The organism is Pseudocalidococcus azoricus BACA0444 (assembly GCF_031729055.1).
GTDB lineage: Bacteria > Cyanobacteriota > Cyanobacteriia > Thermosynechococcales > Thermosynechococcaceae > Pseudocalidococcus > Pseudocalidococcus azoricus.
Window position 1 is genome coordinate 1 of sequence record NZ_JAVMIP010000001.1, and the last position, 13,037, is coordinate 13,037.

The following is a 13,037-nucleotide window of genomic DNA, read 5'->3' on the forward strand; positions in this document are numbered from 1 at the left end:
TTATTTTACCCACTGTTGCTACTGTGCCAACTAGTCATGAAAAATGCTGTATCTAGAGTAAACAAGCCCAATTTCCAAACCATGAGTCACAAAGAGTTATGCAATTGGTTTCTGCCCCATCGAAATGATCAAGATGCTTTTTATGCCTATGTAGATAGACTGCACAAGGAAGGAAATTGGATTGAGATGCGGCCAGTTGAATCCATTCAGGACTTGGAAAACCATCTTAGATTTATGGGGCGATTTCAACATCATGCAAAGTCGTAGTCCTACCCATTTATAGTGAGGATTGGCTAGCTTTGTTTGCGGGCGTGTCTCGCGTTATCGTTTATGTCATCTCTGCTCACTCCTGCCCCTGATGCGCTTACCAGGCCCACTGCCCAAGAACTAGAACGGGTTGCGGACGTTTTAACTCAAGCCTTGGCCGGAAACCCCCTGACACCCCAGGCCGGAGAGTTTTTAATCGGGTTTGCAACCTCTGCTCCTGAAGATTTTGCTCAACTATCCCCAGGCCTGGTGCACATTCAAGAGGCCGCAGATCAACTCCGGCAAAAGCTGGTGGGCAACACTGTTACTTATGTGATTAACCGGAATATCAACTTCACCAATATCTGTGAGCAACACTGTGGATTCTGTGCCTTTCGCCGCGATGCGGATACACCTGGAGCCTACTGGTTAGATTTAGAGGAAATTTTACGCAAAGCGGGGGAAGCTGTTACTTTGGGAGCGACGGAAATTTGTCTCCAGGGCGGTTTGAATCCCCAAGCCCAGGCCAACGGTTCAACCCTGGACTACTACGCCACCATCATTCGCGAGTTGAAGTCCGCCTTTCCCAATCTCCACTTACACGCCTTTTCCCCCCAAGAAATTGAGTTTATTGCCCGTCAAGATGACCGGAGTTTTGAGGCTGTTCTCACCCATCTCCAGGCCGAGGGTTTGGATTCCTTACCCGGAACGGCGGCGGAAGTCTTGGTGGATCGGGTTCGGCAGATCATTTGTCCCGAAAAACTCAATACCCAAACCTGGCTGGAGATTATCACCACGGCCCACCGCCTCGGCTTATCCACGACTAGCACCCTGCTGTGCGGCCACATCGAAACCCCGGCCGAGCAAATTCAACATCTGTCCCATCTGCGCCAACTCCAACAAACCGCCCTCGCAAACCACTACCCTGGGCGAATTACGGAATTTATTTTGCTGCCCTATGTAGGAGAACAGGCCCCGCCCGCCTTACGGAAACGAGTCGGCCGCTCTCAACCCGATCTACTACAGACCCTGGTTTTAACAGCCGTGGCTCGCTTGTATTTAGGAGAATGGATTCCCAATCATCAACCCAGTTGGGTCAAACTTGGCCTGGAGGGGGCAAAAACGGCCTTGGCCTGGGGCTGTAATGATCTCGGTGGCACCCTGATGGAAGAACACATTACGACCATGGCGGGGGCCAAAGGCGGCACAGGCTTAACTCCCCAGGAACTTCAAGTGGCCATTACCAGTCTTGGGCGGCCGGCCCAACAACGCACCACCCTCTATCACCCCCTAGGAGACCCGATTCATGGCTCGCTTGGCTAAGAAAAATCCCCGCTCCCTGGCTTGGATAGCAGGTGGCATGGTCTTGGTGGGAGTAGCCGGAGCCGGAATCTGGTGGTGGCAAACCCAGGCCAAGTTGGGCCAATTACCGGATGGTGTGACTCTCATTCCCGAATCAGCCCTCTACACAGTCACGGTGACTACGGAAGCTCCCCCTTGGCAATTGATACAGGCAGCGGGTTTATTTCAATCCCAGGCCTGGTTACGGGGGCCGTGGGGGCCAGTCTCACCGGAGGGGATCAAAATTGGCGACTTGGATTTCACCAGGGATATTCTGCCTTGGTTGGGGGCCCAGGCCACGTTTACCGGTTTACCCATCACCCCCACCACGGCCCTCCAGTCCAGTGATTCACCTGTGGTCTGGATTTTACCAATTCCCGATCAAGCCAAAATTGAGCCGTTCTTAAATACCCTCCAGCAACAAACTAGCCGTGAGTACAAAGGTATTCCGATTTATAACGTTCCTGGGCCGGTGGGAGAGGTAGCGGGTCAAGGAATTACCCTGATTACCCAAGGGCAAAAACAATACCTGGCCTGGAGCAACATTAACGCCGCCCTAGAACAGATCATTGATACCGCCCAAGGCCAACCAGCCCTCGCCCAAGTCTCCCGTTACCAAGATACAGTGATTGCCACTGGCGGCGGACGACCCCAGGCCCAGTTTTATCTCAATATCCCCGCCTACACAGCCCAAAACAGCCCCTCGCCGGCCCCCGCGGAGTCTGAATTAGCTGGACTGACAGCGGCCTTGCGGATTCAGGATAACCAATTGCGAATCAAGGCCATGACGTGGCTGCCGGAAACCAGTGACCGCTCCCTTGTTGCCGAAACCAATGTTAGTCAAATTCCCCAAAAACTGCCTGGGAATACCCTCGCAACCTTCACAACCAGTAACTTCCAGGCCAGTTGGCAGAATGCCCCCCTAGACTGGCAAAACAGTATCAGTCAAGGCTTCCAGCAACTCTCGGGTCTGAATCTGGAGCAAGATGTTTTACCTTGGCTGAAGGGGGAGTTTGCCCTCGCGATTGTCCCTGTCCCCAATGCCCGCTTAAATGTGGTTGGCCTGGTGGTGATGGCCCAAACCAAAGACCGGCCTAAAGCGGTGGCTACCCTAGAAAAGCTGGATCAAACCGCCCAACAGCGGGCCTGGCAAGTCACAAAAGATACGGAGAAACAAACCACTACTTGGACTATGCCCCCCGGAATTCCCCTCGGTCAACATGGCTGGTTGGATCAGGACACCCTCTTTATTGCCCTCGGCCCGAACCTCGCCCAGACTCTTTTTCCCCCCCCTAATCCCCCCCTCGGCCAAGCCCCTCTCTTTCGATCCACCCTACCTAATCCTGGCAGTAGTCAATTATTTGTGGACTTTAATCGGACATTTTCCTTAACCCAAAACAGTCCCATTCTCCCCCAACTCGCTCCCCCCTTCCAACAAGCCCTCCAACCCTTTCAAGGCCTGGGAATTGCTGGCCGAGTCCGCAATAGCTGGAGTCAAGAGTATGAGATTCGCCTCAACTTGAACAATCCCTAAGCGGTTTGACGGGCATGGCAGAGTCCGCACATTTTCCACTGATCCAGTTCTGGACGGGGGGTGGGACATTGACACTGGGGACACAAGGGAAGGCGGGCCGTAAATTTCTGGACAGCGGTTGACCATTGGCTAAAGGCGGCCTGGGCTGAGGGGGGAACAGGCTTGTGGAGGCGGGGTTGACTCCGAACTATTGGCGATTCGGAGCGGTTAGTCAACTTTTGCAGCGGCTGTTTAATGGGCCAATCCCGGCTGGAAAAGTGAATATCTTGGAGGGGAACAGGGAGCCGTTGATTCAGTTTGGCCAAAATCCGCAGCCGTTCAAAGCTCAAGGTCTGGGCCCAAACGCCATTGGCCACCGCAACTTGGAGACGATGGGGCGGCAGAATGGTTACGGGCTGGGCCTGGCGGGCCACAACCTCTCCGACAATTTCATTCCAGGCCTGGAGGATAAACCAAAACCGTTGCGGCTCAGACCAGGCCGGATCCTCCTGGAGACGGACTAAAACCCGATCAATGGGGGCAAGGGGCATACAAGCAGAGCAGGTTCTGGGCGAAAGAAGTCAGGATTGTTAGTTTAGCTTATTCAGTCGGTGGCTCACTCGACTCAGATTTTGGGGCAGATAACACTTCCCAGGCCTTAGCAAGGCGGGCTTCAATATCTTTGACCTGTTCCTTTCCTTGCTCTGTAACATGGCTGGCATTGGCCTGGAGATCACTGATTACTTTCTCCAAACTCGCAACCGTTTGCTTGAGAGTCTCTTGGACAGAATTGGGGAGCGTCGCAATTTGTTCTTTGGCTAAATCCTGGATAGCGGCCAGTAACTCTTGGGCGGCTTGGGAGACCCGACTTATAGTAGAGATTTCCGACGTTGTTTCAGACATAGAACGAATTCCCCTAAAAAGGCTAATGGCCGACAGTATATCGCGCGTATCTCAGTCTGTGTATGGCGATGATGCCATTTCTGTAGCTAATAAGGAAAAATTTATTGGAGTTACTCAGTCAACAGTCCCATCATCCCAGAGGGATAGAGAAATTTCCGGGTAACTCTGAACAGACTGCAACAAAATTTCTGGCTCAAATCCTGTATCTGTGGGGTCGGCTGGAACTTGTCGGTGGCAGCGATAGGCAAATTCACAGCTTGGACAGCGACCTTGGAGGGGATCAACTTGGGGTAAGGGGTTTCCCTGGTCATAGGCCAATAACCAAGCTTCCAGGCGTTGGACGAACTGCTCCAATCTCTGCTGGGTTTGTCGATGGAGAGCTTGGCTATAGCGAAAGCTCAAACTATGTTGGCCATCATCCCCAAGGGCAAACCAGTAGGTCATAACAATTGACTCGGGTGGATAATCTGTGGTGGCAGCTAATAAATAGGGATACAGCCGCGTTTGCCAGTGGTGCTGCAAATATTGGGGGGTTTGGGGGCGTTGATAGGTTTTCCAATCTAAAATCTGGGCCTGGCTTTTGCCCCAAATGACTAAATCATAGATACCCACCAGAGTGACAGGCCCCAATATGACTTGCCGCCGATGTTCACTATCCCGTTGCCCTAAAATCATGGGCGGGGGTGCTGCTTGGAAGGCTTCATACCATGACGGCAGTGGCTCATTTCCCTGCAAGAGTGGGGTAATGTCTAAACCCAGTTCCCGTTGTTGGAGTAGCCGATGGAACCAAGTCCCCAAGTCTTGCGGTAAATCTACCCCTAAGTTGGCCGTGGCTTTGGCCTGAAAATTTGGCAACCCCAACTGATCTAAATAGAGATATTGGAACTTGCGGGGACAATGGGCCAGGGCTTGGAGCGAGCTTTGGGTCAAGGATAGGCCGGGTGTCTCAACAAGAGGATCGGTGGTCAAGGGTTCATCCAATAGAGGCATAGGTCAGGCAACAACCTCAAGATAGGACTATTTTTTTGCTTGAGCAATGATATTGCCGATAAAGTTCACTGTAGAGCGTTACACAGACTGTTCTGAGAGAGTAGAAATGTCAAAAAGACTGCTCATAAAGCATTTTCTGACCTGCCCCCATCTCACCCTAAATGAGTAACGCTATAGTCGTCAAGCAGTGGGAGGGGCTTGACCAGATGTGCAAAATTGGCCAGCCACTTCTCAAAAGCTAACAAATCGGCGTTCCCGATTAAAGGCTGAATTAGCAAACTCAGGACATGGCAGTTGGGACGTGGATATCCGGGGTGCCGAGAGCTAAGGGCTTATGTGGGCAGGATGTTACTGGATTCAGGAGTTCCCTGTCCAAGGCCAAATTCTTGGGAGTTAGCCAAACTGGTCAGGGCGGAATTGGGGGCAAGAGTCGCAGAGGCGAGGGGATTTTGGCTGGCTTTCCAGGCCTGGGCAATGGCGGTTAACTTTTCGGCAAAGTGTGTTGTCAGGTCGTTTGGGGCCTGGGGTTGGAATTGATCAATATTTTGGGGTTTTCGTTCAGGGCTAGGAGTGATATCTGGGCTATTTTGATTAAGCTTGCCCCAGGCCAGCATTGTTATGGGTTCTGCCATGTCTAAGTCTGGGGTCGTCAAGTCTCGGGGCAAATTCCGACAGATCATTGCTTCAAACTCACTATTAAAGTGGGTCTGGGCTTCCCCACGCCGTAACCAAAAGGCCAGGAGTTGCTCAACGGAAATCGCCTTATAGCGGCCCTGGTACAAAGCCTCAATAATTGCCAACCGAATCCAGCGGGGCGGATACACCCGTAACCATTGATCAAAGAGTTTTTGACTTCTATCCCCAGCCAAGTCAAATCCATACTGAAGCAGGAGCCGTTCTGCCGCCTTGGTGACTGCATTGTGTCCAGAGTTGACCATAACTACATAACGGAGATAAAGAGCAGGGGGAAATTTTGCATTCCAGTCAAGCGTGCCCTAATTATTGCCCTAAGTCTTAAAAATAGCTAGTGGTGAATCACTTTTGGGGAGATGGAATGAGACAGACTGGTTTTGACTGAAGCAAATCTGAGGGAGACTCTAGAAAAGCATTTTCTCATGTCCCTATGTCTGGCCTTCAGTGCGTTTATGTATGGTTACCCCGTAGCTTGCTCATAGCGTTCTCCGATTTTGTCCCAATTCACCACATTCCACCAGGCCTGGAGATATTGATCCCGGCGATTCCGATAGGACAAATAGTAGGCGTGCTCCCAAACATCATTGCCCAACAACGGGGTGATGCCTTGACTGAGGGGACTATCCTGATTGGGGGTTGTGAACACCTGTAGTGTGCCATCTTGGCCCAACCCTAGCCAAACCCAACCACTGCCAAATTGCTTTAGACCTGCGCTATTGAACTGGGCCTGGAAATCCCCAAAGCTACCAAAACGGGCTTGAATCGCCGTAGCTAAGTTGCCAGTTGGTTCTCCTCCCGCCGCCGGCCCCATACTCTCCCAAAACAAACTGTGATTGGCATGACCGCCGCCATTATTTCTGACCGTTTGCCGAATGTCATTGGGAAGCTGGTCTAGTTTTTCCAGGAGTTCTTCAATCCGCAAGCCAGACCACTGGGGATATTTTTGGAGGGCAGCATTGAGGTTGTTGACGTAGGCCGCGTGGTGCTTGTCATGGTGAAATTGCATGGTTTCAGCATCAATGTAAGGCTCAAGGGCATTGTAGGCATAGGGTAAAGGCGGCAGGACATAAACACCAGTCGGAGATGAGGCAGCCAGAGTTTTAGAGGGAAATAGGGCCCAACTGAACAAGGCCGTACCGCACCACACCAAGGCCTGGCGGCGACTACAGGGTTTGTCTGTCATGGCGAAACCTCCTTCGGATGAGCTAGAGACTGATCACTGAGTTTGTGTCGGAGGCTACTAAACTCACCCAACTGGGGGATGCAACCACCCGAAACACTCAGCCATACTAAAACTATCAACAAAACGTTCATCTTCTCTCTAATCAAGAAGACGGAAGTAGGGTCAAACCCGAAGGAACGCGCCCTCAGTTCTTCACACTTTATTGAGAGGCGACACCATGAAACTTACCTACCGCGGTCAAAACTACGAAGCCAACACCGATCATCCTGATACTGTTGTGACTGATTTAACCGTGAAATATCGGGGTGTGGAATACAAGCTGCGGGATATTTTGCCAGCAAAAGTCTGGACATTATTCTAGGAGCTATTTTTCCAAGACCGATATATTTCGCTCATTTCTTTAACCGATTGACCAAGAAGCACAAGGTTTACAAACATCATTAACTTAAATATGGGCAATACTTTCGTGATGAGGGTATTGCTTTTTTTGGCTGGGTATCCAGCTAACTTGTTGATTACCTTGCGCAAAGGGTTCCCAAACCATCGAAATCTTCAAAGCGTGCCCTGGCTTACCGGAGTCAGCCTTCTCAATGGGTCAGGCCATCTCAGATTCCCATGAGTTCCTCAGAATTTGTCTTGTGGTTGGGACTTAGGCAATGGGGATTGATGTTTGTCGGAACCAGGTTCCCAGAGGTGTAAGTCCGGCCTGATCGGTGAGATTATAGTTCAGGGGCGTAATGCTAATCAGATTTTGCTGCAAGGCCTGAACATCGGTCAAAAAATCACCATCGGCCTGGGAAATATCTTCCATGACTTCACCCGCCAGCCAGTAATAGGTTTTACCCCGCGGATCAATCCGTTTTTGAAACTGATCATGGTAGCGGCGCAGGCCCTGACGGGTAATCACGGCACCGGCAATGTCTGCTTCAGGCAAGGGGGGGACATTGACATTTAAGAGGGTGGCCTGGGGGAGGGGATTTTTGCCTAGGGCCTTCAGCAAATCGCTGGCAAATTGGGCGGCTGGTTCAAAGTCCCGCACGGTAAAACTAGCTAAACTCATGGCAATGCTGGGAATCCCTTCAATCACCCCCTCCATGGCCGCCGAGACCGTACCGGAATAGAGAATATCTGTGCCTAAGTTAGCCCCTTGATTAATCCCAGAGACCACATAATCAGGCCAAGGATCAATTAAAGCCCCCAATGCTAACTTGACACAGTCGGAAGGGGTTCCTGAACAGGCCCAGGCCCGGATTCCGGGTGCAAATAAATGGGTTACTTCCTCGGCCCGAATTGGATCAAAAACCGTTAATCCATGGCCTGTGGCCGACCGCTCCCGATCTGGACAGACGACCGTTACCCCATGACCGGCCTGGGCAAGGGTATTGGCCAACGTCCGCACCCCCGGCGCAAAAATGCCATCATCATTACTGATTAACAGACGCATACCAGCCGGCCCCTTTGTTGTTTGACGGTTCCCTTTCTGCCCAAATTGTTTCACATTCCGTTACATTCCGGCTGGATCACCGGCCAGACCCCTGGAAAAAATCAGCTTAAAACTCTACTCCCTATTCCCTATTCCCTCTAACTTCATCAACGCTGGAATTAAAAAATCTCCTAAGCTCCGGGCATCTACTCCCAACACCGAGCGATGTTTAGCCGCCAATCTCCCGGCCTGGGCGTGCCATCCCATTGCCGTTAAGGTGGCTTCCACGGGTGGAATTTGCCCCAACAGCCCCCCGATTAACCCCGTCAATACATCCCCACTGCCCCCCCGAGCTAATCCAGGCGTACTTTCTCCGTTAATCCAGGCCCGGCCATCGGGTGTCGCAACCACTGTTCTAGCCCCTTTTAAAAGCACAATGGCTCCGGTTTGCCTGGCGGCCTGGGGGGTAATGATCGGGCGGTTGAGAGCAGTTGCATCTTGGCCTGGGGGATGCGTTATGTTTGCGGATAGAGTCTCAACGTTAGGATTAGCTGGCATCAGCCCAGGGAACAGTCGTCGAAATTCACCGGGGTGGGGAGTCAAAATTGTCGGGGCTTTGCGGGTTGATAGACTTGAAACTGGATTGAATTGCGCCAGGATATTTAACCCATCGGCATCCAAAATCAGGGGACGATCACTGCTGAGAACTTGCCTAACAACGGCTTCTGCAAACAGCGTTAATCCCGGCCCACAGGCAATAGCATCAAAGGCACTCAAGTCCATTTCTGGGGGGAATCCGGCAATTGCCCCTTCTGGAGTTTCTGGACAGGGAATCACAATCGCATCAGGGGCCTGGTGTAACACTAACTCCTGCCACCGCGCTGGAACCGCTACCGACAACATCCCAATTCCTGTAGATTTTGCCGCAAGAGTCGCTAAAACAATACTGCCACCATAGGTTTTAGAGCCACCAACGAGGAGCAAATGCCCCTGTTGATATTTATGGGTAGCGGGGGGACGTTCTAAGGGAAGATGACTGGCGATGGCCTGGGGGGTTAGGCGTTGGAGTTTCGGCACTTGTCCGAGGACTGATTCAATGGCCACAATGGGTAAGCCAAAATCTAGGAGTTCCAACTCCCCAGTCCAGGCCAAGGCATGATCCTGCATCAAGCCCACCTTCCACAGCCCCAAACAAAGGGTATGACTGGCCCGAATAGCCCCGCCCAAAACCTCCCCCGAATCCGTATGCAGGCCACTGGGCAGATCAATACTCACCACAGGGCGATTCCAGATGTTCACCGCTTGGACAGTGCTGAGGGCTATATCGGTGAGGGGCCGATCCAAACCAAGGCCAAATAAACCATCAATGAGCCAATCCGAGTCCTGTAACTCCTGAATATGATTTGCAAAGGGAATCCCCAAACTAGTGGCAAAATAGGCATGATCTCCCGTCAGTTCTTTACGGCGCGTAAAGGGATGAAAGACTCGCACCTGATACCCCTGCTGTTGTAATTCGCGCGCGACCACTAGGGCATCGCCACCGTTATGGCCTGGGCCGACTAATACCCCAACTCGAGGGAACAACTGCTGGGGAAATAACCCTTGCATCCGTTGACTCAGGCGCAGGCCAACTTTTTCCATCAACGCCGCCACAGGCATCCCACAGCCAAAAAGCCAAGCCTCAATCTGCTGCATCTGACTGGCGGTGGCAACATAGGCGAGAATTTCCGACCGGGGCGAGGACAAGAACATAGGATTTCACCACTTGCAAATTAGACAGGCATAGCTGATGGGCATTATCCCTAAGTTTTTTACGTCTAGGGAACAACTTGCCTAACCAGAGGGGAGGCTTTTATAAACTTGAGATGCCAGGGGGGCAGGAGCAAAACAAGTGCCACGGACAAAGTCGGAATCAGAGCAGATTCTCAATAAAATTAGGCTTGACTTGCTCCTAGGATTGTCTTGATGCTATGTCTATCTCAATACTGAAGCTGATTTGGAAAAATGTTAGGGTAAATGCGGCATCTGGAAATAGGGGGGCAAATGGGGTGCATCAGCATAGGTTTCAAGTCTGCCGAGAAGTCTAATCGTTACTAATCCGCGCCTACCTTTGGCTTGTGTATGACAACTCAACAATCAACATTCAGCCAAAACGTCTAGGGTAATCATTCCAGCTTGACCGTGATTCCGTGAAAAGTCCCGAAGAACAAATTCGCCACCTCTTGGTGATTCAAGATAAAAATGACCGCCGCACCATTCCCCTTGAGGCGGGAACTTACTCCATTGGTCGTCACCCCAGCAATACCATCGTTGTCAATTCCCGGATGGTCTCTCGGCAGCACGCCGTTTTATTACGAGTTTCTGATCCGCAAACGGGTAATTTTTTCTTTCGCTTACTGGATGGAGATCTCCAGGGCAAGCGGAGTGCCAATGGCCTGAAGGTGAACGGCAAAACCTGTCACTCCCATATTTTGAAGCACCGAGATTTAATTATCTTTGGGGGAGATGTCCGCGCCCGCTATCATGCCATTTCTAACCTTTCGGATACTGGGTTTTCCCGCTATACCCAAGAGGCCCAATTTGCGAGTCTACCCGTGAGTGTCCGGGATAGCCTACCCTATCAACCCTCTTCTCTGGATGTAGCCCAGGCCAAAATGCTCAGTGATGCGGCCATCTTACGTCTTTCCTCCTTTCCTGAATTAAGCCCCAATCCCATCCTGGAATTGGATCAAACCGGGCAAATTACCTATCTCAATCCGGCGGCCATTCGGGAGTTTAAGGACATCCAGGCCAATGATGCCCAACACCCCCTGCTAATGGATCTGCTTTTACCAACGGAATCCCAGGCCCCACCCCTCCGCATCCGGGAAGTCCAACTGGGTCATTCCCATTACGAACAAGTCATTCAACCCCTCCCTGAAGCCAACTTAGTCCGTTGCTACATTACCAACATCACGGAGCGTAAACTGGCCCAACGCGCCCTCCAAGAAAGTGAAGAACGCTATGCCATTGCGGCCCAAGGTGCTAATGATGGGCTTTGGGATTGGGATTTACGGACGAACGAAATCTACTTTTCAGATCGCTGGAAACAGATGCTTGGCCTGGCTAATGTTGAGACTTCTCCAAGCCCAGAGACATGGCTTGAGGCGATTTATCCCGAGGATCAGACCCATGTCCAAATTGAAATTGAACAGCATTTATCTGGCGTGACCCCCCATTTAGAGTGCGAGTTTCGAGTTTTACACCCGGATGGAGGCCTGCGTTGGATGCGCGTCCGGGGCCTGGGCCTACGAGATGCGCGTCAGCAACCCTATCGGATGGCTGGCTCCCTGACCGATATTACCGAGTATCGCCTGATCCAGGAGCAAATTCTCCATGATGCCCTTCACGATGCCATGACCGGGCTACCCAATCGCATCTTGATGATGGATCGACTGGGCCAGGCCATGCAGCGGGCAAAACGGCGGCCCGGATATTTATTTGCCATCTTATTTTTAGATTTAGATCGCTTTAAGGTTCTCAATGACAGCCTGGGGCATTTGGTCGGCGATCAGCTTCTAATTGGGATTGCCCAGCGCTTAGTCAGTTGTCTGCGGGCTGAAGATACCATTGCGCGCTTAGGGGGGGATGAATTTGCAATTCTCCTAGACGAAGTGGGGACAGTGGATTATGCCTGCCAAGTTGCGGAGCGGATCCTGACGGAATTGCGCCGACCGTTTATTTTAGAGGGCCATGAGGTGTTTACTGGGGTGAGCATTGGCATTGCCTTTAATACCCAAGAGCATCTCCAACCGGAAGACCTCCTGCGGGATGCAGATACCGCCATGTATCGGGCTAAATCCTTGGGGAAAGCTCGTTATGAGGTCTTCAGTACCGCCATGCGGGTGGAAGTTTTGGCCCTCCTGCAACTGGAAACAGAACTACGGCGGGCGGTGGAGCGACAGGAATTTATGGTCTACTACCAACCGATTGTGGATTTGGCCCAGGCCCGGATCTGTGGCTTTGAAACGCTGATTCGTTGGCAGCATCCTCGGCGCGGTGTGATTACCCCAGGGGAATTTATGGACATTGCCGAGGAAACGGGGCTGATTTTACCTATGAGTTGGTGGGTTCTAGAAACGGCCTGTCAGCAAATGCAACAGTGGTCTCAGCAATTTCCCAACTCCCAAGGCCTGGCCATCAGCGTTAATCTGACGGGGCAGCATTTTGCCCAACCCGACTTAGTTTCCCGCTTAGATAATATTCTGGCGGCGACCCAGTTTTCCCCGCAGCGACTGCGCTTGGAAGTGACCGAAACCATTTTGATGGAAAATACGGAACTGGCGGTGCAAGCCCTAGAATCCATCCGCACCCGCGGCATTCAAATCTACATGGATGACTTCGGGACGGGATACTCGTCTCTGAGCTATCTCCACCGTTTTCCCATTGATACTCTCAAAATTGATCGCTGCTTTATTAGCCCGCTCCTCCACCCCGATATTCAAGGGGGTGGCATTGTCCAAACCATTCTCACCCTGGCAAAATCCTTACACCTGAATGTCGTGGCCGAAGGCGTTGAAACCGAAGCCCAATGCCAGGCCCTGCAACGGATGGGATGTACCTATGCCCAGGGCTATTTGTTTGCCCCACCCTTATCCACAGCCCACGTTGAGAATATCTTAGCCCAGGGATCTTTAGACATTAGTTGCCTCCAGACCCCCAAGCTTTAAGGCCTGACGCTCATCCATGGGTTTGCCCAAGCACGG

General features: G+C 51.8%; 12 protein-coding genes and 1 riboswitch. Of the genes, 5 read left to right on the plus strand and 7 right to left on the minus strand.

Features of this window, described 5'->3' with window-relative positions:
- From RIF25_RS00005 to RIF25_RS00015, 3 genes are all read left to right on the plus strand, one after another.
- Positions 1-267, plus strand: a 267-nt coding sequence (locus tag RIF25_RS00005; protein ID WP_322876516.1) for a DUF6887 family protein, incomplete at its 5' end; no start/stop codon positions are given.
- Between the two features lie 63 nt (positions 268-330).
- Positions 331-1,569 (plus strand): 7,8-didemethyl-8-hydroxy-5-deazariboflavin synthase subunit CofH, encoded by a 1,239-nt coding sequence (gene cofH / locus RIF25_RS00010; protein WP_322876517.1) that lies wholly within the window; start codon positions 331-333, stop codon positions 1,567-1,569.
- Complete coding sequence (locus tag RIF25_RS00015) at positions 1,553-3,121, plus strand: DUF3352 domain-containing protein (protein ID WP_322876518.1); 1,569 nt, start codon at positions 1,553-1,555, stop codon at positions 3,119-3,121. The genes cofH and RIF25_RS00015 overlap by 17 nt, the downstream gene beginning before the upstream one ends.
- Here RIF25_RS00015 and RIF25_RS00020 read toward each other — a convergent pair.
- The 5 genes from RIF25_RS00020 to RIF25_RS00040 form a co-directional block, all read right to left on the minus strand.
- Positions 3,118-3,651, minus strand: a complete 534-nt coding sequence (locus tag RIF25_RS00020; RefSeq protein WP_322876519.1) for a DUF721 domain-containing protein — start codon at positions 3,649-3,651, stop codon at positions 3,118-3,120. The genes RIF25_RS00015 and RIF25_RS00020 overlap by 4 nt on opposite strands.
- Positions 3,652-3,700: 49 nt before the next feature.
- A complete protein-coding gene (locus RIF25_RS00025) occupies positions 3,701-4,003 on the minus strand; it encodes a hypothetical protein (RefSeq protein ID WP_322876520.1) in 303 nt (100 codons plus the stop codon).
- 114 nt (positions 4,004-4,117) lie between these two features.
- Positions 4,118-4,993, minus strand: a complete 876-nt coding sequence (locus RIF25_RS00030) for a PD-(D/E)XK nuclease family protein (protein WP_322876521.1) — start codon at positions 4,991-4,993, stop codon at positions 4,118-4,120.
- Positions 4,994-5,325: 332 nt separating this feature from the next.
- Positions 5,326-5,931, minus strand: coding sequence for a hypothetical protein (locus tag RIF25_RS00035; RefSeq protein ID WP_322876522.1), 606 nt, complete (start codon positions 5,929-5,931; stop codon positions 5,326-5,328).
- A 215-nt stretch (positions 5,932-6,146) separates the two neighbouring features.
- Positions 6,147-6,869 carry a superoxide dismutase gene (locus RIF25_RS00040; RefSeq protein WP_322876523.1) on the minus strand — a complete coding sequence of 241 codons (723 nt, stop codon included), beginning with the start codon at positions 6,867-6,869 and terminating at the stop codon, positions 6,147-6,149.
- 122 nt (positions 6,870-6,991) lie between these two features.
- A riboswitch (Glutamine riboswitch) is annotated at positions 6,992-7,052 on the plus strand.
- Positions 7,053-7,086: 34 nt separating this feature from the next.
- Between RIF25_RS00040 and RIF25_RS00045 the strand changes: the two genes are divergently transcribed.
- Complete coding sequence (locus tag RIF25_RS00045; protein ID WP_322876524.1) at positions 7,087-7,230, plus strand: DUF4278 domain-containing protein; 144 nt, start codon at positions 7,087-7,089, stop codon at positions 7,228-7,230.
- A 288-nt stretch (positions 7,231-7,518) separates the two neighbouring features.
- Here the strand turns inward: RIF25_RS00045 and surE are convergent, their stop codons facing one another.
- Both surE and RIF25_RS00055 read right to left on the minus strand, forming a co-directional pair.
- Complete coding sequence (gene surE / locus RIF25_RS00050) at positions 7,519-8,313, minus strand: 5'/3'-nucleotidase SurE (protein ID WP_322876525.1); 795 nt, start codon at positions 8,311-8,313, stop codon at positions 7,519-7,521.
- Positions 8,314-8,427: 114 nt separating this feature from the next.
- Entirely contained in the window at positions 8,428-10,044 is a 1,617-nt protein-coding gene (locus tag RIF25_RS00055; RefSeq protein WP_322876526.1) for an NAD(P)H-hydrate dehydratase, read from the minus strand.
- A gap of 437 nt (positions 10,045-10,481) precedes the next feature.
- Between RIF25_RS00055 and RIF25_RS00060 the strand changes: the two genes are divergently transcribed.
- On the plus strand, positions 10,482-13,001 hold the full coding sequence (locus RIF25_RS00060) for an EAL domain-containing protein (RefSeq protein ID WP_322876527.1): 2,520 nt from the start codon (positions 10,482-10,484) through the stop codon (positions 12,999-13,001).
- Positions 13,002-13,037: the final 36 nt, after the last annotated feature.